Here is a 23,453-nt window from a genome sequence, read left to right as displayed (position 1 = left end):
GCAATAAACGCAAGAATGGCAAAAACAACCAAAAAAGCAACTTTAGACAAAAAAAGCGAACCAAAAACGGATAATAAAAGGTCATGGCAAATTACCAAACAACAAAAATTTGTTTTGGGATGTTTGTTTATACTTTTTTCTATCGCATTATTAGTTGCATTTATTTCTTTTTACATCAACGGACAATGGCAATCAGACCAGAGTGCTATTAGCCAGTTAGGCGACCGTTCCGAAGAAGTACAAAACTGGCTTGGAAAATTTGGTGCTTATCTCGCTGATTTAATCTTATACAAAGGATTCGGGATTGCCTCTTTTATTTTTGTGCGATTATTTTTCCTCACAGGTTTATTTTATGCTTTGGAACTTTCAACTAAAAAACTGAAAAGTATCTGGTTTTGGGATTTATTTGCCATTATCATCGTTTCGATTTTGTTTGGTTTTTTTGCTACCTCAGCACCTGAACTGGGTGGGACAATTGGATTCGAATTAAATTCATTTTTACAGGATTACATCGGAAAAACAGGAACTTTACTAACCTTACTTTTTGGATTGATAGTGTATCTGATTTTCAAAATTAAATTATCTCCTGAAAAAATTCAATCGTATTTTGATTCAACCAAAAAAGAACTCAAATCAGAATTAGGCTCTTTAAAAGCACCTCAACAACCTGAAAGCGCTTATAATCTGGAAGAATTTGCTATTGAAGAAGATCCTGAATTAGATACTATTCATCTAAAAACGGAAGACACTCAATTCGAAATCAACAAAGAAGCTTTAAAACCTACCATATCAAATTCATCAGAAATTGATTTGAATCCAGTTTTGAAACCGCTTCAAATGAATATCAATCCGGTAACGGAGACACCTGTTCATACAGAGGAATTTGTTATTGAAAAAGCCGAAGAAGAAGATATTATCGAAGAAAACCTAGCTTCCCGTTTGGTGGCTGATTTTGGATTATTCGACCCCACTTTAGATTTATCAAATTATAAATTCCCAACCATCGATTTATTAAAAGAATATTCGACCGGTGGGATTACCATTAATCAGGAAGAATTAGAAGAAAACAAAAACAAAATTGTAGACACGCTTCGTAACTACAAAATTGAAATTGCACAGATAAAAGCAACCGTTGGTCCATCGGTAACCTTATATGAAATTGTACCGGAAGCCGGAATCAGAATCTCTAAAATTAAAAGCTTAGAGGACGATATTGCTCTTTCATTATCAGCATTAGGAATCCGTATTATTGCACCAATTCCTGGAAAAGGAACCATTGGTATAGAGGTTCCGAATAAAAACCCAACAATGGTTTCAATGAAAAGCGTAATTGGTTCGGCAAAGTTTCAGGAAGCTGAAATGGAACTGCCAATTGCTTTAGGAAAAACCATTTCGAACGAAACGTTTGTGGTTGATTTGGCTAAAATGCCTCACTTATTGATGGCAGGTGCAACAGGGCAAGGAAAATCGGTTGGACTGAATGCGGTTTTAACTTCTCTTTTGTACAAAAAGCATCCGGCAGAAGTAAAATTTGTTTTGGTCGATCCTAAAAAAGTAGAGCTTACTCTTTTTAATAAAATTGAAAGACATTATTTAGCCAAACTTCCTGATACCGATGACGCTATTATTACTGACAATGCAAAAGTTGTCAATACATTAAATTCCCTTTGTGTGGAGATGGATAATCGTTATTCGCTGCTAAAAGATGCGATGGTCCGTAATATTAAAGAATACAACGACAAATTCAAAGCCAGAAAATTAAATCCGGAAGCCGGACACCGGTTTTTACCATACATAATCTTAGTTGTCGATGAGTTCGCCGATTTGATTATGACTGCCGGAAAAGAAGTCGAAATTCCGATTGCCCGCTTGGCGCAGTTAGCTCGTGCTATTGGTATTCACTTGATAATTGCAACACAAAGACCTTCGGTAAACGTAATTACAGGTTTGATTAAAGCCAATTTCCCTGCAAGGATTGCCTTTAGAGTAACTTCAAAAATTGACTCCAGAACTATTTTGGACACACAAGGAGCTGATCAGCTAATTGGTCGTGGAGATTTATTATATACAAACGGAAACGATGTGGTTCGTGTACAATGTGCTTTCATTGATACTCCTGAGGTCGAAAAAATTACTGAATTTATTGGTTCGCAAAAAGCGTATGCCACAGCTTATTTGCTTCCGGAGTTTGTTGGAGAAGAAAGTGGCATTAATCTTGATATGGATATTTCCGAGAGAGATACCTTATTTAGAGAAGCTGCGGAGATTATTGTTAACGCACAACAAGGTTCTGCTTCTTTATTGCAAAGAAAATTAAAACTGGGCTACAACAGAGCAGGTCGTTTAATCGATCAGCTGGAAGCTGCCGGAATTGTTGGGCCGTTTGAAGGCAGTAAAGCACGTAGCGTAAATATTTCTGATTTAAGTGCTCTTGATCAATTTTTTAATAATGACCAAAATTAATCCCATCATGAGAACTAAAATTCAGGAGATCAAAAACAATTCTATCACTAACATGACTAAAAAGTATTTTCAAATTGCTGTTTTAATGCTTTTGAGCTTTACTTCTATTCAGGCACAGGATAAAAAGGCTAAAGATTTATTGAATCAGGTAACTTCAAAAATAAAAAGCTACAATAACATCGTTATCGATTTTAAATATTCTTTAAACAATTCAAAGGAAAACATCAATCAGGACAGTAAAGGAAATGTAACTATGAAAGACGATCAATATGTATTGAATTTTATGGGTGTTACCAAAATCTTTGATGGACAAAAAACCTATACGATTGTTCCTGAAGATGAAGAAATAACCATTTCTAAAGTAAACGAAAAGGATGACAGTGCCATAACACCATCTAAAATGCTTACTTTTTTCAATTCCGGTTACAAATACAACATGGATATTGTTCAAAATGTTAAAGGAAGAAAAATCCAATATATCAAATTGGTACCTACAAATACGAAAGATCAGCGTAAAGAAATCCTTTTAGGCATTGATGTTCAGACGAAACACATTTATAATTTGATTGAAACTGGTAAAAATGGTACAAAAACCACTTTAACCGTTAATTCTTTTAAAACCAATCAGCCTTTGTCAAAAAATCAATTTACCTTTGTGGCGAGTAAATATCCAAAATACTACATCAATAAATTAGACTAATTACAAGGTTGAAAATTTTAGACAAATACTTATTAAAAACATTCCTGATTACATTTACTACGGTATTTGTAATCCTTTTTTTTATATTCATTCTTCAAACAGTCTGGCTCTTTATTTCTGAATTGGCAGGGAAAGACCTTGATTTGATACTGGTTGTAAAATTCCTGCTATTTTCGATGCCAAGAATTATTCCGCTGGTTTTACCTTTATCTGTCTTACTGGCTTCCATTATGACTTTTGGTGATTTGGCTGAGAATTATGAATTTGCAGCTATGAAATCCTCTGGCATCTCTCTTCAAAGAGCCATGAGAGGTCTTATTGTTTTTATCTTTTTACTGAGTATCGTTGCTTTTTGGTTTTCGAACAATGTTATTCCATATGCCGAATATAAATTTATTAACTTCCGAAAAAATATTGCTCAGGCTAAACCAGCCATGGCAATAGCAGAAGGACAGTTTAATGATGTTGGTTTCTACAATATTAAAGTGAATAAAAAATCCGGTGAAAATGGCAATATATTGACCGGTGTTACCATTCATGAAAAAGCTACGAATAATGGAGAAAACAAAACCGTCATTAAGGCAAAAAACGGGAAATTAATCAGTAGTGAAAAGTCCAGCATTTTAAAATTAGTACTTAATGATGGCTATTACTATCAGGATGTGACTCCCAAAAAATATGAAGACAGGGCAAAATTACCTTTTGTAAAAGCATCTTTCAACAAACACATTATCAATATAGATTTATCAGAATTGAATAAGGTAGACACTGAAAATGAAAACATCAACGGCACCAGCAGTATGCTAAATATTAATGAGTTGCGCTACACACTTGACTCTTTAAGCAAAAATTTTAACAATGAGATTGTTTCGTTTTCTGAAAATATAAATCAAAGGACAGGTGTTTCAAAACCGTATTCCCTGTTTAAGACTGATAAAAAGAAAAAACCTTTGCCAAAAAACCTTTTATCACTTTATAACAATAATAAAAAAAGTGAGATTCTAAATGCAGCCAGCAGTAACGTTACCAGTACTATTTATTCTATAGAATCTACACAAAGTGACTTAAAAAACAAACAACGTGACATCAATAAACATTTGACGGCTTTATATGAAAAGTTCGTTATTGCTTTTGCCTGTTTTTTAATGTTTTTTATTGGAGCACCTTTGGGCGCCATTATTAGAAAAGGGGGACTTGGCTTACCAATTGTATTCGCCGTTTTAATTTTTATTACATTCCACTTTATCAATACTTTTGGAAAAAGACTTTCACAAGAAGGTGGTATGACTCCTTTTATGGGAGCATGGATGTCTTCGATTATTTTATTACCACTTGCAGTTCTATTGACCTACCGGGCAACAAACGATAGTGGCTTAATTAATTTTGACATTATCACCACTCCTATTCACAACATATTTCAAAAAATTTCCGAGAAGTTTTTTCCTTCTCAAAACCCAGAATAATTATGTCAACAACAAAAATCCAACTCAATACCATTGAAGAAGCTATAGAAGATATTCGTCAGGGTAAAATAATCATTGTAGTCGATGATGAAGATCGAGAAAATGAAGGAGATTTTTTGGCTGCAGCCGAAAAGACTACACCTGAAATGATTAACTTTATGGCAACTCATGGCCGTGGATTAATTTGTACACCACTTACAGAAAGCCGTTGCAAGGAACTTGATTTACGAGCGATGGTGAGCAATAATACAGACCATATGGAAACTGCCTTTACCGTTTCGGTAGATTTAAAGGGAAATGGTGTTACCACTGGAATTTCTGCAGCAGACCGATCTAAAACAGTTTTGTCATTAGTGGATTCCAATACAAAACCACATGAATTAGCACGCCCCGGGCATATTTTTCCTCTCGTAGCCAAGCAAGGTGGAGTTTTAAGAAGAACCGGACATACTGAAGCTGCAATTGATTTTGCAAGACTGGCAGGATTTAAACCAGCTGGGGTTATTTGTGAAATCCTCAACGAAGACGGAACAATGGCACGTTTGCCACAACTTATAAAAGTGGCGAAAAAATTCGATTTGAAATTAGTTTCAATTGAGGATTTAGTAGCATACAGAATGCAGCACGATAGCCTGATTGTTAAAAAAGAAGATTTTGATATAGAAACCCGTTTCGGAACTTTCAGATTAAGAGCGTACGAACAGACTACAAACAAGCAAATCCATATTGCACTTACAAAAGGAACATGGAATCTAGGGGAGGCAATTTTAACCCGTATTCACTCTTCTCAAGTAAATAATGATTTATTAGGAACCCTAACTAACAATGCCGAACAACAATTGGACGGCATGTTTAAGGTAATTAATGAGAACGGTAAAGGAGCCGTAATCTTTATTAATCAGGATATGCAGGCAGTTAATTTATTAAGCAGAATTTCTGAGCTTAAAGCATTGCAATCACAAGGAACAATGAAAGCACCAAAAGTAGTAATTGACAGTAAGGATTATGGAATTGGAGCACAGATTTTGCACGATATTGATATTTCAAAAATCAGATTAGTATCCAATACCGAGCAAACCAAACGTGTCGGAATGATTGGTTACGGATTGGAGATTACTGAATACGTAAGCTACTAACATGGGAACTTTAGAAGAAAGAATCATAAAATCGGAGACCCGTATTTTTAAAGCTGTTTTCCCAAGCACTACCAACCACTACGATACTTTATTTGGAGGTACTGCACTACAATTGATGGATGAAGTTTCTTTTATTTGTGCAACCCGGTTTAGCAGAAAAAAGGTAGTAACTATATCCACAGGTCAAATTGATTTTAAAAAGGCAATTCCCGCCGGTACTTTAATCGAATTAGTAGCAAAAGTAGTGAGTGTAGGAAGGACAAGCTGTAAAATTCACGTTGATATTTTTATGGAACAAATGTATTCCGAACTACGCGAAAGCGTTGTTGCCGGTACATTTTCATTTGTTGCCGTTGATGAAAACAAAAAACCGGTACCAATCTTAGATTAATTATAATATTTAGATGAAAACATTTCAAAACTAAATACTGATTATGAAGCACTTGAAAATTTATTTAAAATAAACATCAAAAAAGGACGGAAAAAGTTTTTATAATCGAAAAAGCGTACTATATTTGCACTCGCAATCAGCAAATGATAGCAACATACTGGAGAAATGGCAGAGCGGTCGAATGCGGCAGTCTTGAAAACTGTTGACTGTAACAGGTCCGGGGGTTCGAATCCCTCTTTCTCCGCCAGTAGAAGTTTCAAAAGAAACTTTAAACATCAAAACCCTTTAAATACTAGTATTTAAAGGGTTTTTTCTTTTTTTACAATATGTTAAAATACACATATTAGAGCAAAGCGTGGTACACTTTTTAGTACACTTTTATTTTTTTGCTTTTTGGGTCAAAAAAAAGTGTACTAAATTGAAAGAATTCCCCGGGAATTCCCTGTAAACAAAGGTGTCCTTCGAAATTTTTAAATCAATTTGAATATTAATTTAAAAACTAGAAAACATGTTAAAAGTAATTTTTTACCTTAAATCTGAAAAAGCAGATAAAAACGGAGAATGCTCAATATTTGCGCGCATTACCTACAAAACCAACAGAATTTCTCTCAGCACAGGAAAAACTATTTCTAAAGAAAGATGGGTTTACACCAACAACCTCAGGAATCTGCTGCGTCTCGAAAGGGAAAAGGTCCTTAAAAATTATCTTGAATTATACCGTCTTAATGTCGAGAAAAAATTTAACTACCTTTTCAATATTGATCCTGAGGTATCTTTAGAAATGCTTAAAGCCGAACTTACCGGAAAATCTAAAATCCAAACAAGTAAAACAACAATCAATGAAGTTATGAACCGACATAACAAATTCTTCAAAAAAAAAGTTGATGCGGGTGAAAGGTCAGCAGCATCTCTTCAGAAGTACAAACGAAGTGGTGAGCTTTTGACTGCGTTTATGAAAAAACATTATACTGTAGAAGATATGCCGGTCAGCGAAATTTCAAATTCTTTCGTTTATAATCTTGAAGAATACTTAAAGTACGAGAGTTCATTTAAGGGGCAGGTCGGAATAAAAAACAACTCTGTGGTTAAATATATGAAAATGTACAAAACAGCCTGCAACTATTGCATACGGATGGATTTGTTTGTCCGCAATCCCTTTGATGCCTACAACGGAAAATTAAGCGTAAAGGATGCTGTATTTCTAACCCAACAGGAACTTAAACTTATTGAAGAAAAGCCAATCTTTATGGAGCGCCTACAGAAAGTTAGAGACATATTTCTTTTCTGCTGCTACACAGGATACGCACCGGTAGATGCTTTGAACCTGACCCCTGCAAATCTCTTCGAAGACAATGACGGTAACCTTTGGATAATGACAAACAGGACAAAAACTGCGATTAGGGAAAATGTACCAGTGCTTCCTCCTGCTATGGCTGTGATCAAAAAATATAAAAATAAACAGATAGGGCTGCTTCCGCAGATTTCTAATCAAAAGATGAATGCTTACTTAAAGGAGATTGCGGATATATGTGAGATTAATAAACACCTGACCTGGTATGTTTCAAGACATACCTTTGCTACTACTGTCACGCTAGGAAATGGCGTGCGACTGGAACATGTCTCTGCAATGATGGGGCATACAAATATTAAGCAGACACAGCACTACGCTAAAGTTTTAGATGTTAATATAATGGAAGATATGGAAAAACTGAAACTAAAGTACAAGTAAAATTCTTAAACAAAAAAAGGCTCCAAATTTGGAGCCTTTCCTTTGATATTGTTGGGGTTAAACACAATTTTATTAGCCATTATTTTCATGAAGAATTTTATCTATTTTTGCAGCATCGTACAGAAATATATCCCCCAGTTTAGTAAATGGAAGTATTCCTGTCTGCCTGTATTTTATAATAGTATTGCTAGACAATCCAAATATCTTTTTTAAATCTTCATTTCTGTAATATACAGGTATCACGCCTTTACCCTGCCCGCTGATTTTTGAATCAATTGTTTCCAGCTTCACCAGTACAGGCTCTATTAATTGTTTTACTCTCATTACAAAAGAGAGTTTTCTTTCTTTTTTTATCATAACTAAAGATTTAAATTTTGACACTAAACTATTTTTACAAGCTCTTACCAACTCTGAAGTCTTCTTTTTCTTTCCTGCATTCTTGTAATGAGTTCTTCTAAAAATGTAATCTGCTTCTCTTTATAGGTATAACCTTTGCATTCGGAGAACTGTCTACTGATTGACTTAATTTTCGACTGCTCGCCCTCATCGCCGGCATATGTAAAATTATTTTCGAGAAAAAACTGAAACTTGCTTCTATTACTTTTTTCGTCTGCAGCATCAAAAAACAATAAACCTTCATCCATTAAAATATAAAACAGCTGGGCAAAATCAATTTTGCTGTAACATGATTTACATTTTTCTTTTGATGAAACGTGTTGCATTTTGTTTTCTTGGTCACTTGGACTAATTAGATTTTCTAATAATTGCAGCCGTTCATCAAAATTTAATATAACTTCTATAAACTTTATTAGCTTAACATTTTTCATTGCGTCTAAAATTTAGTCATCATTGCTTAAATAAACTGTATCGTTTATTTGTATTCCCCTATCAGGACATACAAAAGATTTCTACACTAATGCCAAATAGCATTGATGTAATTAAGACACCAATCTAATTAAAGTATTAAAGCGAATTTAAAAAGTAAAAGTATATCTCAGCTTTTTATTGTTTTCAAAGGAATATAATGACTTTATTTGGCGTTGTTGGAAAATATAAAACATTCGCAATTCCTATTTCTTCAGGTGCTTTTCTTCAAATTCCTCAGTAAGTGATATGATTTTTTGGGTTAAAACGGCAAATTCTGCGGTCTTTTTTTCCAGTTTGTACAGATATGCCGAAGCTTTCTTTTCGGAAAATTTTTGATATAAAATCTTTACCACTTGATTGTAATTTACCCCGACCGCTCTAAACTGGCTGTAGAAAGAGGTCAGGCGCATATAATAATCTATTGTCGCCTTATCAATCTTGACTGTTTTTATCCCTTTTTGAAAAACACACGCTGTAATAAAGTGCGCCATTACATGCATTCCTGATGTTTCAAAAAGAGTGAGGAAGCGTGCATTTTCTTCATCATTAAGACTGATAGAATAGCGGTGGACTGCTGGATCTATTTTGGCAGGTCTGCCTCCTTTATTCCGATTCTTTTTTTCTTCATTTTCCATGATTAATTGTATTACTTAAAACCAATATATCTGATAATCGGCAATTAAACTCCAATTTGGAAGTGTTTGGAAGTGTTTGGAAGCATTTGGCTTATTTGTTCCTTGGGTCAGTCTTAAACCTTTAACATGGGATATAAAAGACGCGGATTTAAGAGATAGAAATTTGAATAAGAAGCTTAAAAATAGTATTTTTACTATATGGCGGTAGTTAAAAAAAATAGCAGAGTTCGTAATATGGATCGGGTCTTTTTTTGGGATTTCAATATAGATGCTATGGACTTTGAGAAAGCCTACAAAACTATTATTGCCCGTATCACATAGAACGTGGAGGACAGGATGAAATAGATGAAATCGTGCATTTTTATGGACATGAAAAAGTTATCATAATTATTCGTGAAGAAATCTATTTCCTTCCGAATTATGCCATTGACCTTGCTTTAAAATTCTTTCCCGAACTCCAAAAGGAAGAAATATATTGCTATCTCAACCGCAAAGACAAACCCTATCACTGGATTTAATTCTGCTTCTGAAATTCATTTAAACACGATATTTTTTTATTTATATTTTTATCCAAAGAAAATAAAAAAAAGAAACCGAAGGTATGACGGGCTATATCAGTCTTGCAAAAAGACTTCGGCATAATGTCTTGCTCGTTCCTCACAAGCCACCCTTCGGGACTTATTCCGATTCCTTTTGGCCTGTCTGCATCCCGTCCTGTGAGATTGCTTTCTTTTTCTTTTTTCCGTTTTTCTGTTTTCTTTGGAAAAGATAATTTTATTGGTATTGTGCAGGTTTCACTTCTCTTTTTAAGTTTGCCTGAAATAAAATCGCAAAGTTTCCCGAAAAACCATAAAAGCATTTTTATGTTTTTAAAAATACCTATACAAATAAGTAAATGCTTGCAGGCTTGCACACCTGCATGCCAGAGTGCTTGCATGCCAACATACTTGAATACTTACATTCCTGCATACTTGCACATCTGCATACTTGAATCCCTGCATCTGCCCATGCCTGCTTACTTGTACCCATCCAAACTTGATTCCTTGCTTGTTAGTACAACACATAAGTTAATTATTGCGCAAATATCTTCCCGCAGTCTACCGGTTTCACCAAAAACTGTTGTATGATCAGGCTGTGTTATAAGCCTCTATACTTTGCATATTTCTAAAATAAATTAACTAACCATTGCAAAAAAAAGGTCATCAAGCCCTTTCATTAAATCTATCTCTAAAAATGGTTTCGCAGGAAACCAGCAAGTTGTGTTCTGAGCTGCTCGAAATACTTTCCGCAGCTCAAAACCACTTGCCCTTGCAGGGGCTGTAAAAAAAACTCCAAAGTCGTTTTTTTAATTAGTTGTATCGAATGTTTTCAGTGTTAGCTTTCCTCTTTATAAGTTCACTGATTTTTTAGTATCGATATCATTTTAAACATCCTTTCAGGTTTACGACGTTTTTTATACTCCATAATTCTAAGGTTTTTTTAGGTATCAAAGGAAAAAACTATTGCTTTTTGTCTATAAGACCTGTATTTGCTAGCCTTTTTGTGTGTTTTAGCTTTTTTAGTAGGCCAGTAAAATGGATCGTTTTTTGCAAATTTTGGCTCGCTTTTGTTAACAATCCTTCCACAATATTGTTTTAATTTAGCTTTTACAAGACACTAAAGATGTGGTTATTAGCTAATTTTTAGCAGTGCAAGCTAGGGTGAATTGCTATGCCCGCACGTCATGTTAATTATGATTCACAGATTTGCCCGGATTTATATTCTGCTATTTGTATATACATCCATAAGCAAAACATTCGATTTTGAAAGTTTGTTATTCAGCTATAGTCACTGATGGCATTTTTAATCCGCTTTTGGCATATGATTATCCTGATCTGACAAGAGTTAATTATTTATTTTACAGAACTTTATATTACAGATTCTCAATTGCATTATAATAAAATTTAGACAACGTTATAAGTGAAAAATGGATCGTTTTTTACAAATTTCGGATCGTTTTTTACATCAATCCTTTGACAGCTTTGTTCTAATTTAGATTTATAAAACACTTATAAAGTGGATGTTATAAAAGAAACACATCTACTAGGTTATTTTGATAGGCCTCAAGTAAGATTACAAAACATTGTAAACATTAAAAGCAATGACATGAAAACATCAATATCTTTTAAGAACACTATCGCCGACATAATCTGCCTGCTTTATATCCTGCTTTTTGTTTACGCGGCTTTAAGCAAACTGCTCGACTTTGAGAACTTCAGCGTGCAATTGGGACAGTCACCTTTATTAAGTCCATTTGCCGGATACATTGCATGGATGGTGCCGATGCTTGAATTATTCATTGTATTGCTTATCGTTTCAAAAAGATGGAGAATTATGGGGCTTTTTGGAGCGTTGTGCCTGATGGGAATGTTTACAGCATACATTTTCATAATTTTAAATTACAGCCCATTTGTCCCTTGCTCCTGTGGAGGAATTTTGGAGAAAATGGGATGGAAGGAACATTTCATTTTTAATTGTGTTTTCATGATGCTGGCCGCAGCAGGTATCCTGATACTGCGCCGGGGTGTGCCAAAGGCACACTTTATTTCAAAACCTGCTGCACTGGCCAGTGCCTTTTCCATAACTACTGTTTTTAGTATTAGTGTTGTTGCTCTATTGTTTATGTTATCAGAAGATATAATTCACCATCGAAATAATTTCATCCGTCGTTTTCCTCCCGGATTGGCCAGCCCTATTTTTGAAAAGAAACTGGATTTCAACAGTTATTATCTCGCCGGATTTGGTGATGGTAAAATCTATCTTGGTAATATTACGGCTCCTCTTACAGTGACTATTCTAGATACCCTGTTGCACAAGCAGGAACGTTATATGATTTCGCTTTCCGATACCCAATTAAATTTCAAATCCATTAAAGTTGCCGTTCGTCCTCCATATTTCTATGTTTTCGATGGTTCAGTTCCCTGTCTTTTTAGTGGCAAAACATCGAACTGGAAAGCGCAGTTATGGCCTAATAAAAAGGCATTCTTTACTAATTTTGAGCCTATTGATTCTACAACCGTTGCCTTTAGGGGTATTGATACCAAGTCAAAAGAAAATGTTTTGGGTATTGTATCTGCCCATCAGGGTTCAACCCTGCAACTGTCTGACAAATTACTGCAGAAACAGATTGATGGGGTATTTGATACGGACGGAATGCTGCTCTATAACGCAAAAAAGCAAAAGCTGATCTATCCTTACTATTACAGGAACCAATACGTGGTTGCCGATAAAGACCTCAATTTGAAGTACCGCGGAAAAACAATAGACACCAATACGATTGCAAAAATTAAGGTTGCCTTTCATTCCAAAGAAAAACAGAGCCAGCTATCGGGCCCGCCCCTTATTGTAAATAAAGATGCAGCGACCGATGGCAAGTACCTCTATATAAATGCAGGCCTGATGGGAAAGTTTGAGCGTAGCTCCATGTGGAAAAAAGCGTCTATTATTGACGTCTATGATATTGAAACCGCAACATACATTTCCAGTTTTTACATCTATAATAAAGGAGCTAAAAAGGTACGACAGTTCAGGATCAACAGTGGACTACTGGTTGCCTTTTTTGGTGAAGATATCGTTATATATAAGCTTCGCTACTAATAATATAAAGAACTACTGATCAGCAGCAGGGGAAGGTTGAAAACCTGTAACAGAGTAAACCGTAATTTAATATTAGAAACCATGAAAAATAGATTTTTCAAACCGGGGCTGCAAATTGCAGCTATTCTAATCGCAGCATTCGGTGCATTCGCCTTTAGCCAGGCACCCGCAAAAGATGCTTCATTAGCAATTGTTTTTGGTAGAATGCCAGTTAGCTGTGCTGACACCAACATCCAGTGTCAAACTGAAGATGTAGGCCCATTATGTAAAAGCGGTACTACCACTCTCTATGAGTGGGACGGCAGCGGCTGTGCACAACCATTGCACAAATTACCGCAGTAGTTTGTTTAACCCTTAAAGTTCAATGCCGGGACAGATGTTCCGGCATTGTTTTAATTTCCTTATGGCATAGTACCAATTCCTTTGAGGTAGTAGTCAAACCAATCGCGAACCCTATCACAGAGATCTTTACAAGCTTCGGGTGCTGCCAAAGCATGGCCTTCTCCCGGATAAATAAGCATTGTATGCTTTTTACCTAATCTGCGTAATGCGACATGTAACTCCAGACTTTGCTCCCACTTAACAGAGGAATCTTGTTTACCATGCCAACTCAACAATGGTGTGGTGATATTTGCTGCCTGTCCTACGGGAGAATTTTCGATATAACCGTCAAAGTCCACATATAATGATCTGCCCATTCTATACTGTCCATTCTCATATCTAGAATTTTGCACCTGTCTGCTGCGAATATCCAGTGTGCCACTTATCATATCCGTTACACCGGCTCCTGCGACCGCTGCAGCAAACAGCTTTGACTGTGTCACTATAAACGAAGTTTCGTAGCCGCCAAAGGAATGTCCGATCAATCCTATATGATTTTCCTCTACAATCCCAAGTTTCATAACTGCCTTTACCGCATTTTCCACACAATCAACTGCCGATCTGCCCGGCTCGCCAATTTCGTAGATAATATCCGGGTACAGTACCAAGTACCCCTCAGAAGCATAATTTAGCGGACTAAACCCTAATGTATCGTATTGGGTAGGCTTAGCATAAGAATGGAATAAGTAAGACTGCTTTTCGTATATAGAAACAATCAACGGGTATGCCTTTCCGAGTCTAAAATCAGTTGGGTAATATAATTTTCCCTGCAATTTATTCCCGCGCGCATCCGTATATGAAATAAGCTGGACGGTTGCATTTTCGAAATTATCTTCATGCGCATTGCTTCGTACCAAAACTTCCGATTTTCCCTTTGCGAGAAACATTAGCTTTGGAGCGGTTACAGCAGTTTCGTTTATAAAAATATAGGCATTCCTATTATGTGCCTTTTTTAAACGGGAATTTTTTGCAGCTGTGTCAAATAACTTTTGAAGTTTGCTTTTATTCAAATAATAATATCCCGTTACTTTATCGTCTCCTTGTGATTCCAGAACCAGCCCATTGTTAGTGTCGTAGCAGGCGCTTACAAAATTGAAACTGTTTACTTTCGATTCCAGTTTGTTGACAGCAGCTAGCCGATAGGTAGTACCTCGTTTAAAACCATCGGTGATTCGTTGCCTGTTTTTGCCATCAGGTGACATCAGCCAGATATCATAGCGGTCATAAATAATGACCCTGCCATCGGAAGTCCAATCAGGACTTCCGTAGGGATGCGATGGCGATGTCCGGTCATTTTCAACATCTGTCAGGGGTGTAGTCATGGTACCCGTCAGGCAGGTGTGTTTCATTGTTCTTGTATCATATACCCACCAATTCTTGAGATCAAAGTAGCTGATGTATCGACCGTCCGGAGATGTTCCCATGGTCAATAACTTGCGGTTTTGTTTTGTGACTATCAATGTTGTTGCGCCCGTTTCAACATTTGTAATATAAAAATCGGCGTAGCCATAAACATCGTATTGGGGTTCGTAGTCCTGCGGATGATAACCCACAAAAAACCTGTAATCCTGCGTAAAAGTTCCGACAGGAAGTTTTTGAGTTGTAATCTGCATAACCTTATCCTGCTCTGGTATCCACACCGTTACCATCGGCGTATGTTCATAGTTTCCATAGATTTTTTGGCGCGGATATTCCCACACGGTTTCAGAATCCCACACCTCGGGTATTGCAGGAATATCCAGAGGTTTTTCCTTTACGCAGTAAAAAATAATTCTATTCCCGTCAGCGCTTATATCTAAAGGTGTAAAGCCAAGGGGTCTATCAATGTACCGATCCTTTAATTCTTGAAATGTTTTACTATCTAACATTTGTAAAGAAGGCGCGGTCTGGACGTTTTGGCAATAGCCAATATTGTAAGCACCTCCATTTTTCTCCATAAAAACAAATGTATTTCCATTTGCAGACCAAACGACATTAGTGAAGTCAGAGCCTTTTGCAATGACTATTGGCTCAAATTTTCCACTATGCTGTGGTTGCAATAACAATATACTATCGGAAGAGACACCTACAATACCGGTTGCCTCATGAATGCTAAAAGACAGTATTCCTGGGTAAAAATGCTCACTGCCATTATTAAGGTTGACGATTCGCAATCCCTTTTCATTATTGCTTTCCAATGCTACCAAGAATTTTCCTTTACTGAAAAATTCTGCCTTGCCAATATCATTGAGTAATCTGGTGCTACCCGTATTGAGGTTGTGTAAAAGCAGGCCGCGTTTAGGCGCGCAAAGCTTGACCCATTTACCATCCCCACTAAAGCTGGCATCGATGAAATCTGGGTATGCAATCTTTTTACCTGTCTTTACATTTTGTATAAAGAGCGTGTCAATACCGGTATCATAATCAAGAATATAGCTTATCCATTTGGCATCCGGAGAAATTTGCTCGCTTATCAATGTATTCCATTTGTCTGCATCAGACCAGCGCATTTTTTTCTTGGAAACCTGACCGTAGATTGCACCGAACGAAAACAGCATTACTACAATCGCTATGTAACTATTTTTACTTAACATGTTTTAGTAGCCGGGGTTTTGGTATAGGTTGCTGTTCAAAAGGATTTCTGTTTCTGGTAACGGAAACAGAAGATGTGTAGCCTGCCATGAGGGTTTGATTGCTCCAATGACCGTTGCCGCCTTATTTGTTCGTACAAGGTCAAACCAGCGGTGGCCTTGTTCGGTAAAAAGTTCCAATCGTCTTTCTGCCATAATTGCCTCCAGTAAATCTGCAGGGTTTGCCGAAACATTGTCGGAAAGTCCAGCCCTATGGCGAATTACATTCAAATCCGTACGCGCGCCATCTATATCACCAAGGTGTGCCAGGGCTTCAGCCCGTATCAAATATTGTTCGGCCAATCGCAGCATTATAGTAAATTCCATGGACGTACCCGTATTGACTATTTGCTTATATTTGAAGGGATAGTACCAGGTATTGGTTCCGTTTGTGGCACTTCCTATCCAGTTTGCGCGACGCAAATCTCCTGTACTGTATGCGTTTACGAGTGTATTCTCGAGGGCGAAAAAAGGCGGTGGCGTAGCAGTAAATACAAATGTTCTTGCATCAATCGTGTTAGCGCCTGCAAGTCCTGCGTGAAGCGACCAAATCGTTTCGTTACTTTCTTTTAAAAAGACAGTTGCCGGATCCTGTACTATTGCATATAGCGGATTACCAATTACTGTGGTGGCCTCAGCAGCAGCCAAATCCCAATTTTCGTTGTACAGATATATACGCGCAAGCAATGCCGAAGCAGCTGCTTTGTTTGGCCTCACCCGAAAAGAGACAGCATAAGCATCGGGCAGTAACATTTTCGCCTGCAATAAATCGGCAATTACTGCCTCATATACCTCAGGTATGGATTGCCTTGAAACTACTGCGTTAATGTGGTAATCTGTTGTAGTTACGTATGGGATTTTACCGAAAACATTCATTAAGTGGAAATGCAGCAGTGCACGAATAAACAACGCTTCACCTTTTAGTTTTTCCTTGTCGGCAGTCTCTATTGTTTCAGAGTTTTCTAACCCTTCAATCAGTGCATTTGCTGCGTATATCTGACCATAGCCCGTGTTCCAAAAGTTTGCAACGGACAAGTTTGTTGCACTGACCGTATGGTTATAGTAAGGTGCAGCGGCGGAACTGCTGCTATAAAAAACCAGTTCGTCTGAATAAGATGCCATTAAAGCAGAAAGTCCCTGACCGTTTCCGGAAACAAGACCACTTTCACGCATTCGTGCATAGATATCCGACAATGCTGCCGTTGCCGTCGCAACATCATTATAAACTGCTTCACCCGTGAGCTGCGATTGAGGCAAATCTACCTCGGTAAAACTTTCGCAGGCCGAAAACCAACTTGCCAGCGTTAGAATCAATACTATTTTTATAGAATTATATGTTTTCATTGTATATAGCTTTTAGATTAGAAACCTATTTGAAATCCAATTGTGAATTGACGAAGCGGCGGCAGGTATAATCCGGAACGATTCTCGGGATCGGCACCTTTGTAATTCGTAAAAGTTAGCAGGTTTTGGCCCTGCAGGTATAATTTTCCGGTAAATGCCTTGCTCCAGTTTTCGGGAATCTGCCAGGAAAGACTGATGCTCTTTAATCTTATGAATGATGCATCACTTATGGATGCACTGCTATTGCTAAACCTATCGGCTGCATTAATTGCATCATCATTTAGCCCGCTCGTATATATTTGGCTATACGCACTCGTTCCATCCTGCGGCCAATGGCTAGCTACTTCTGCAGCCTGATTTACCATTAATCCTGAAGCCAGTGCCGTATAGGCGAAGTTCCTGCCTTGCTGTTTTACAAATTGAAACAGGAAATCTAGTTCCCAACTTTTGTAATTGAGTTTGTTTCCCAATCCACCGAAGTATTCCGGAGCGGTATCTGCAATATATTGGCGGTCACTTGCATTGATTATACCATCGTCATTGTAATCCTCAAAAGTGTAAATACCCGTTTGGGGATCGATACCCGTATAATGGTATACTTTGGCAATGCCCAATGATTTGCCTACTACCAATGAATTTGCATAGGTCGAGCCTTCAAGGCCGGGAAATGAAACAAGTTTATTTTTAGAAACCGAAAGGTTTACTGTTGTTGTCCAATTAAAATCCTTTGCTTTCAGGTTGACCGTTCGCAGTTCTAACTCGATACCATTGTTTTCGACCGTTGCATCAAGATTTGCCAGTATTGATGGGAATCCCGTAGTTCCCGGCAATGGAACGCCGACCAGCTGATTTGATGAGCGGTTCTGAAAATAAGCCGCGGAGAAAAACAGATTATCGTGCAGAAAACCAAGGTCGATAGCAGCTTCAAATTTCCTGTTAGATTCCCAGCCAAACTGCGGATTATAAAGGCGTGTCGGTACCATTCCAATAATGCCGTTATAATTATTTGTCGAAACGGAATAGGTATCAAGGAACTGGTAATCGCCGATCTGGTCGTTGCCCGTTATACCGTAACTAGCCCTTAGTTTTCCGAAACTAAGAACTGCAAACTTATCCTTTAATAGTTGCTCGTTTGAGAAAACCCATGCACCGCCGATTGCCCCAAAATTTGCAAAGCGATTTCCCGGCCCGAACCGGCTGGAACCATCACGCCTGCCCGTAACATTGATAATGTACTTGTCTGCCCAGACTGCATTGAGGCGCGCAAAAAATGCATTATAACGGTACTCCGACAAGATGTGGCTTTGGACGGCGCGGTTGGTAGCGGCCGCCAAATTATTGATCAGGCTGTTACTCACGAAGCCAGAACCCGATTGTGAAAGCTGTTCTGCATTTTGCTCCTGAAACGTCGTACCGATAAGCGCACTTAATTTCAAATTATCCCATTTCCTGTTCCAGTTTAATTGCGGCTCGACAATCCAGGAGCGGCGGGCACCGGTGCTTACCGCTAACGATGAATTAGCGCTTGTAAGACCATAGGAAGGATTGTACATTGTTGATGGTGCAGTACGAATTTCAGATATACGGCTGTCATTGTAACCAACGCTTGTTCGGAGCTCCCAAGCTGAATTAAACTTATAAGACAGTATTGCATTTGAAATCAGGTTCTGTGTTTTGGCAGAAAATTTGGCTTCTAGATAGCCCAATGGATTATTGAATGTCCCATTTTCCCAGTTTAATTTCCCTTGATCATCATACAGGGCAGGTGCATTGGGTGGCAGCATGTATGCCTCGGAAGTCAGATCAAAACCGGGCAGTGCATTATTATCGGAAACATAATCAGCTGAAAATATCAGGCTGAATTTTTCATTATCGGAACGGTGCGTAATGCTGCTATGCACGGAACCCTTTTTATACTTTGAGCTGCCCGGAAAGACAGTCGTTTCATCACGAAATGTTCCACTTAAAAGGAATTGCGTTTTTGCCGAACCGCCTGATATTGAGCCCTGCAATGTGTTTATCAGGGCAGTACCGCCAATCAGCTTATCCTGCCAATTGGTATAGCGGTTACGATCCCAAGTCCCATTTACATCATATTCCCACTCAGGATATTCAGTTATGCCATCATTTGCAAAAGCTTCATCCCGCATGGCGATGTATTGCTGCGTATTCATTAGGTTTACTTTCTTTGTGACAACTCCGAATGTGGTGGCGCTGCCCACTGTAAATCTTGTTGCACCGACTTTTCCTTTCTTAGTTGTAATAAGCACCACACCATTTGCGCCCCTCGAACCATAAATGGCGGTAGCATCAGCATCTTTTAATACTTCGATGCTTTCTATATCAGATGGGTTAATACTATTGAGCGGACTTGCTGTTCCCGGCATGATTCCACCAGAAAGACCTGTAGTCATTACCGACTGTGAAGAATATGGGACACCATCAATAATGTAAAGCGGGGCATTCCCTTCGGTACGTATGCTGTTGCGCCCTCGAATCTGAATATCAAAAGCTCCACCGGGAATCCCCGTGCTTTGTGTAATGTTTACTCCCGACATACGTCCCTGCATCGCTGCAAGCGGATTGCTTACCGGTTGATTTTCAATATCTTTTGAGGTTATTTTAGCAATACTGCCCGTGCGTTCTTTATCTTTTACTTTATAATACCCTGCATTAATAGTCACTTCCTTAAGCTGAGTGCTATCTTCTGTTAATACAACATTTATAGAAGTTTGGTTTCCAATGGTGATTTCCTGCGTGGTATAGCCTAAAAATGAAAACACGAGTACGTTGGTAGAATTAGCCGTAATTGAAAAATTGCCTTTTTCATCTGTTACGGTCGAGGTAGCAGTTCCTTTAACAATGACCGTTACCCTTGAAAGTGGTCCAGTGGCATCGGAGACGGTGCCTGTAATTTGCTGTTGTGACTGCTTCGTATAGTTTCCAAACGTTAGTTTGGCGGCATATATCTGACTGGAAAGCAGTATTGCGAAAATAAAAATGCAAAGACAGTAAGGTCTGCCCTTGTTTAATGAAAGATTTTTCATAAATTTAAAAAGGATTAAAATTGAACGAAAGTTTTGTTTTCTCTCGCCTTCTATACTAGTAATCGACCACGAGTTATAGAAGGCTTTTCTTGTTAATTATTTCATCATAGGCATAGTTTGTTTTGGTTATTCAATACAATAATTAATTAGCTGTTGTGTGGGTTTAAAATCTGCGCTCTTGTAAGCAATTGTAGATGGCGAAGTTGATAGTATAAACCTGGCCCTTTCCCCGACTAACTCAGCGGGAATACCAGTACGGGCCAGGCATCATCAATGGAAAATTATATGTTGTACATAGGCAAATGGCTAAAGGTTAAATAAACCAATGCGATTCTTTTTATTATATTGAAGTAGCTTGAAAAGTTGAGAAAAACAAAAAAAGGCGCGGGTACTCAACATATCCGCTTCCGAGGTACTGCTAAGAACCTTTTCACACGAATAAGTGAGCCCACGCCCTTTTATAGAGGCGTGAGCATTTACACTTAGTCATCTCGCGTGATTAAAAATTAGCAGTTTTCGGAAACGAGACTCCAAGCGAATGCTTCATATATTTTATAAGAAGTATCGCAAATTTACACAATCATTACTTAATACCAATTATTAAGTAATTCATTTAATTATTCCCAAATATAATAAAAAAACATATACATCTACAGGTGGATGTGTATATTTTTTAAAAAAGGCGGTTCTTTCATCTTTTATAAAACATGCAAGAGGAAGTAATAGAAATAATAATTTCACAGTTAGATTTTTATTTAATTGAAAAAGTAAGAGATATGAGAGTTAATGCAACACCTTATATTTCACAAGTGTCTTTGTCTCAAAAACTGGATTTATCAGAAGGATTTGTAAGCAAAGTTGAAAATCTCAAAGAAAGATCAAAGTATAATATTCGCCTTGTCAATAGAATAGTTAATGTGTTTAATCTAAAATCTTATTCAGATCTATTTCCTTCAGAAATTATAAAGAATGACATTGTTCGAATGAGGATAAAATTGTTCAAGAACATAAAATCTCAAAGAAGTAATAGTGTGAACGAAATGTCAAAGAAATCTTATCAGATAATTTCTATAAATCCATTGAGTGAAAAGGAAGTGATACTTTGGAAATCTAATAAATTAGAATACTTAACTATTATAAAGTAATTTCGTATAGCCTCATAATGTTAGATGAGTTTTAAAGATGTCCTCTGGGCATCTTTTTTTGTGGCATTTTCAACTTTTAGGAAATTATTAATGAGTTCTGATTTAAATTATATTTGTCTGCTTGTTCAATCTCCAAACGTAACAATCAAATTATAACTGACGAATTAACTGATCTTTATAGTTTTACCTTTAGTACACAACTACTTAAAGTTTAATATATTTGACAGAAATTGAACAAATCTTACTTATGCCAGGATACATAATCGATAAAAAAAGGGTTCTTATTTCAGATGATAAATACAAAGAGATTTATTGGCCTGAACTTACAGAATATATAAAAGATAAGTATTTTCAAGATACAATAGAAATCAAAGAACCTCAAAAGGTACAAGATATTTTAAAGGATTGCTTTAGTTTTCTATGCAATAAACTTAGTGAGCTGATAGAAAATGAAAAAAGATTTTCCTTCTACTTATTTTGTCACAATCTGCACGAAGATTCAATAGATGTTTTTATAAAGCAATTAGAAGGTTTTAAACTTCCATTCAATGAAGAGAAATTTGCGGCATCAAGAAGAATTCTAAAAATAATATTGGAGCAATCAACTAAGTATGATTTAAATGGCTGCCCCAATTTTTCCCAGGAAATGAAAAGTAATTGGCTTGAGTATTGCGAACTATTGGAAAGAATGATTTATGTTGGCGAATGGGCATTTATAAGTAGCGAATATACCGCGAGAAGCCAACTTTTTCCAAAAGCTATTGGTATTAGCATTAATGATAATGAACTCACTTTTTTAACGCATCAACCATTCGAACTCTTATTTTCATATATTTTTAATGAGATGCCAAATCACGATTCAAACGTAGCGCTGTCGGATTGCATTGATGATTTTAAAGAACTGGTTGAAGAAAAATATAATATTACATATGATCATTTATGCTATTTCATCGCAGAGATTATCAATAAACCAGCAAATAAATTAGGTGTCACAATTTTACCGACGATCATTGAAAATATTAAAGAGAATAGCAATGTAAATCACATGTTTATAGAAAGTTTTTATAAAGGGCTGACGATAACAAAGGAAAATGCCCTTGATATTGAGAAGTGCTTTTATAATAATCAGGATTTAAACAGGCATATGTACAGACCAATTTTAGAATACAATATCGATAAAAAAACATTTCACGTTATTGGACCCAACAAATGGAAAGAGAGTCTTTCCCAACTATCAACAAATTGCTTTCCATTTGGTTTGTTTCCTGAAGAATGGAAGGCAAATAAGGATCTAAAGAAATTTATTGAGAATGTGGACAATACACATGATAAAATATTACAAGACCCAATTATTAAAAAACTAGTTGAAAATTCGCTTCCCCATGAAGTAGATATCAAGAGTTTTCAAACTCATAAAAAACAATTTATAAACATTAATAACGATATTGGCGATATAGATATTCTTTTTCTAGACTCAAAAAATAAGATAATCTACGTCTGTGAATGCAAACATAACAGGTCAAGATTTGATTATAATAATTGGAAAAGGGATTATGCGAATTTCCGTGATAAATATGAAAAACAATTAAAGAGAAAAGTCAATTGGGCTACCCAAAACATTGAAATTATTGAAAATCATTTCAAACTAAGAATAGAGAATCCAATACCTAATATCGATTTGTCTAAGTTTTCAGTCGAAGGGGTTTTTATAATAAATGCGCCAACATTATATATGTTTAATAGTAAATCTAAATGCTACACAATTCATGATTTCTCAAAAATCATGAATAATAAACAAGTCTTTATGGATTTTCATTTTACCGTTGAAGACCAAAATAAAACATATATAATTAAGCATCCTTATTTTGACAACATTGAAAAGATGAGGGAGTAATATATATTTAGGT

The 23,453-nt window shown here is 36.7% G+C and carries 18 protein-coding genes and 1 tRNA gene; 12 read left to right on the top strand and 7 right to left on the bottom strand.

Features of this window, described 5'->3' with window-relative positions; genetic code table 11:
- Positions 1–15 precede the first annotated feature (15 nt).
- The 7 genes from J2W48_RS09200 (at position 16) to J2W48_RS09170 (ending at position 7,882) form a co-directional block, all read left to right on the top strand.
- Entirely contained in the window at positions 16–2,463 is a 2,448-nt protein-coding gene (locus J2W48_RS09200; protein WP_310280542.1) for a DNA translocase FtsK, read from the top strand.
- Between the two features lie 52 nt (positions 2,464–2,515).
- The gene (gene lolA1, locus J2W48_RS09195; RefSeq protein WP_475690761.1) at positions 2,516–3,163 is read left to right on the top strand and encodes an outer membrane lipoprotein periplasmic chaperone LolA1; all 648 of its coding nucleotides are present in this window, start codon (positions 2,516–2,518) and stop codon (positions 3,161–3,163) included.
- Positions 3,164–3,171: 8 nt separating this feature from the next.
- Entirely contained in the window at positions 3,172–4,626 is a 1,455-nt protein-coding gene (locus tag J2W48_RS09190) for an LptF/LptG family permease (protein ID WP_310280539.1), read from the top strand.
- Positions 4,627–4,628: 2 nt separating this feature from the next.
- Positions 4,629–5,762, top strand: a complete 1,134-nt coding sequence (gene ribB / locus J2W48_RS09185) for a 3,4-dihydroxy-2-butanone-4-phosphate synthase (RefSeq protein WP_310280537.1) — start codon at positions 4,629–4,631, stop codon at positions 5,760–5,762.
- A gap of 1 nt (position 5,763) precedes the next feature.
- A complete protein-coding gene (locus J2W48_RS09180) occupies positions 5,764–6,153 on the top strand; it encodes an acyl-CoA thioesterase (protein ID WP_310280535.1) in 390 nt (129 codons plus the stop codon).
- Between the two features lie 159 nt (positions 6,154–6,312).
- A tRNA-Ser gene (locus J2W48_RS09175) sits at positions 6,313–6,400 on the top strand.
- 261 nt (positions 6,401–6,661) lie between these two features.
- Positions 6,662–7,882 (top strand): site-specific integrase, encoded by a 1,221-nt coding sequence (locus tag J2W48_RS09170; RefSeq protein WP_310280533.1) that lies wholly within the window; start codon positions 6,662–6,664, stop codon positions 7,880–7,882.
- A gap of 72 nt (positions 7,883–7,954) precedes the next feature.
- Here the strand turns inward: J2W48_RS09170 and J2W48_RS09165 are convergent, their stop codons facing one another.
- The 3 genes from J2W48_RS09165 to mobA all read right to left on the bottom strand — a co-directional run bounded on the left by J2W48_RS09165 (position 7,955) and on the right by mobA (position 9,384).
- Positions 7,955–8,239 carry a helix-turn-helix domain-containing protein gene (locus J2W48_RS09165; protein ID WP_310280532.1) on the bottom strand — a complete coding sequence of 95 codons (285 nt, stop codon included), beginning with the start codon at positions 8,237–8,239 and terminating at the stop codon, positions 7,955–7,957.
- Positions 8,240–8,283: 44 nt separating this feature from the next.
- Entirely contained in the window at positions 8,284–8,709 is a 426-nt protein-coding gene (locus tag J2W48_RS09160) for a hypothetical protein (RefSeq protein WP_310280530.1), read from the bottom strand.
- 243 nt (positions 8,710–8,952) lie between these two features.
- Positions 8,953–9,384 carry a conjugal transfer protein MobA gene (mobA, locus tag J2W48_RS09155; protein WP_310280528.1) on the bottom strand — a complete coding sequence of 144 codons (432 nt, stop codon included), beginning with the start codon at positions 9,382–9,384 and terminating at the stop codon, positions 8,953–8,955.
- 198 nt (positions 9,385–9,582) lie between these two features.
- Between mobA and J2W48_RS23085 the strand changes: the two genes are divergently transcribed.
- The gene (locus J2W48_RS23085; RefSeq protein WP_409025171.1) at positions 9,583–9,705 is read left to right on the top strand and encodes a DUF6922 domain-containing protein; all 123 of its coding nucleotides are present in this window, start codon (positions 9,583–9,585) and stop codon (positions 9,703–9,705) included.
- Between the two features lie 193 nt (positions 9,706–9,898).
- On the opposite strand, the gene J2W48_RS09150 is transcribed toward J2W48_RS23085, so the two are convergent.
- Positions 9,899–10,321 carry a hypothetical protein gene (locus tag J2W48_RS09150; RefSeq protein WP_310280526.1) on the bottom strand — a complete coding sequence of 141 codons (423 nt, stop codon included), beginning with the start codon at positions 10,319–10,321 and terminating at the stop codon, positions 9,899–9,901.
- Positions 10,322–11,529: 1,208 nt separating this feature from the next.
- Here J2W48_RS09150 and J2W48_RS09145 point away from each other — a divergent pair.
- Positions 11,530–13,020: a DoxX family protein gene (locus J2W48_RS09145; protein ID WP_310280524.1), complete on the top strand. Its 1,491-nt coding sequence runs from the start codon at positions 11,530–11,532 to the stop codon at positions 13,018–13,020.
- 81 nt (positions 13,021–13,101) lie between these two features.
- The gene (locus tag J2W48_RS09140; RefSeq protein ID WP_310280522.1) at positions 13,102–13,362 is read left to right on the top strand and encodes a hypothetical protein; all 261 of its coding nucleotides are present in this window, start codon (positions 13,102–13,104) and stop codon (positions 13,360–13,362) included.
- 59 nt (positions 13,363–13,421) lie between these two features.
- Here J2W48_RS09140 and J2W48_RS09135 read toward each other — a convergent pair whose 3' ends face one another.
- The 3 genes from J2W48_RS09135 to J2W48_RS09125 form a co-directional block, all read right to left on the bottom strand.
- Positions 13,422–15,050: a S9 family peptidase gene (locus J2W48_RS09135; protein ID WP_310280519.1), complete on the bottom strand. Its 1,629-nt coding sequence runs from the start codon at positions 15,048–15,050 to the stop codon at positions 13,422–13,424.
- A 927-nt stretch (positions 15,051–15,977) separates the two neighbouring features.
- Positions 15,978–17,354 (bottom strand): RagB/SusD family nutrient uptake outer membrane protein, encoded by a 1,377-nt coding sequence (locus tag J2W48_RS09130; protein WP_310280517.1) that lies wholly within the window; start codon positions 17,352–17,354, stop codon positions 15,978–15,980.
- Positions 17,355–17,371: 17 nt separating this feature from the next.
- Entirely contained in the window at positions 17,372–20,401 is a 3,030-nt protein-coding gene (locus tag J2W48_RS09125) for a SusC/RagA family TonB-linked outer membrane protein (protein ID WP_310280515.1), read from the bottom strand.
- 707 nt (positions 20,402–21,108) lie between these two features.
- Here J2W48_RS09125 and J2W48_RS09120 point away from each other — a divergent pair.
- Both J2W48_RS09120 and J2W48_RS09115 read left to right on the top strand, forming a co-directional pair.
- Positions 21,109–21,546 (top strand): transcriptional regulator, encoded by a 438-nt coding sequence (locus J2W48_RS09120; RefSeq protein ID WP_310280513.1) that lies wholly within the window; start codon positions 21,109–21,111, stop codon positions 21,544–21,546.
- A 220-nt stretch (positions 21,547–21,766) separates the two neighbouring features.
- Positions 21,767–23,440, top strand: a complete 1,674-nt coding sequence (locus J2W48_RS09115; protein ID WP_310280511.1) for a hypothetical protein — start codon at positions 21,767–21,769, stop codon at positions 23,438–23,440.
- The last annotated feature ends 13 nt before the right edge of the window (positions 23,441–23,453 follow it).

This window comes from Flavobacterium piscis, from assembly GCF_031457575.1.
In the GTDB taxonomy this organism is placed as follows: domain Bacteria; phylum Bacteroidota; class Bacteroidia; order Flavobacteriales; family Flavobacteriaceae; genus Flavobacterium; species Flavobacterium piscis_A.
Note: the sequence above shows the minus strand (reverse complement) of the source record. Positions and strands in the feature narration are given on the sequence as shown.

Excerpts from the sequence above, each read along its gene's own strand:
- J2W48_RS09200 (WP_310280542.1), top strand. The coding sequence starts at position 16 with ATGGCAAAAACAACCAAAAAAGCAACTTTAGACAAAAAAAGCGAACCA.
- lolA1 (WP_475690761.1), top strand. The coding sequence starts at position 2,516 with ATGACTAAAAAGTATTTTCAAATTGCTGTTTTAATGCTTTTGAGCTTT.
- ribB (WP_310280537.1), top strand. The coding sequence starts at position 4,629 with ATGTCAACAACAAAAATCCAACTCAATACCATTGAAGAAGCTATAGAA.
- J2W48_RS09180 (WP_310280535.1), top strand. The coding sequence starts at position 5,764 with ATGGGAACTTTAGAAGAAAGAATCATAAAATCGGAGACCCGTATTTTT.
- J2W48_RS09170 (WP_310280533.1), top strand. The coding sequence starts at position 6,662 with ATGTTAAAAGTAATTTTTTACCTTAAATCTGAAAAAGCAGATAAAAAC.
- J2W48_RS09165 (WP_310280532.1), bottom strand. The coding sequence starts at position 8,239 with ATGATAAAAAAAGAAAGAAAACTCTCTTTTGTAATGAGAGTAAAACAA.
- J2W48_RS09160 (WP_310280530.1), bottom strand. The coding sequence starts at position 8,709 with ATGAAAAATGTTAAGCTAATAAAGTTTATAGAAGTTATATTAAATTTT.
- mobA (WP_310280528.1), bottom strand. The coding sequence starts at position 9,384 with ATGGAAAATGAAGAAAAAAAGAATCGGAATAAAGGAGGCAGACCTGCC.
- J2W48_RS23085 (WP_409025171.1), top strand. The coding sequence starts at position 9,583 with ATGGCGGTAGTTAAAAAAAATAGCAGAGTTCGTAATATGGATCGGGTC.
- J2W48_RS09150 (WP_310280526.1), bottom strand. The coding sequence starts at position 10,321 with ATGCAAGCACTCTGGCATGCAGGTGTGCAAGCCTGCAAGCATTTACTT.
- J2W48_RS09145 (WP_310280524.1), top strand. The coding sequence starts at position 11,530 with ATGAAAACATCAATATCTTTTAAGAACACTATCGCCGACATAATCTGC.
- J2W48_RS09140 (WP_310280522.1), top strand. The coding sequence starts at position 13,102 with ATGAAAAATAGATTTTTCAAACCGGGGCTGCAAATTGCAGCTATTCTA.
- J2W48_RS09135 (WP_310280519.1), bottom strand. The coding sequence starts at position 15,050 with ATGGTAACGGTGTGGATACCAGAGCAGGATAAGGTTATGCAGATTACA.
- J2W48_RS09130 (WP_310280517.1), bottom strand. The coding sequence starts at position 17,354 with ATGAAAACATATAATTCTATAAAAATAGTATTGATTCTAACGCTGGCA.
- J2W48_RS09125 (WP_310280515.1), bottom strand. The coding sequence starts at position 20,401 with ATGAAAAATCTTTCATTAAACAAGGGCAGACCTTACTGTCTTTGCATT.
- J2W48_RS09120 (WP_310280513.1), top strand. The coding sequence starts at position 21,109 with ATGCAAGAGGAAGTAATAGAAATAATAATTTCACAGTTAGATTTTTAT.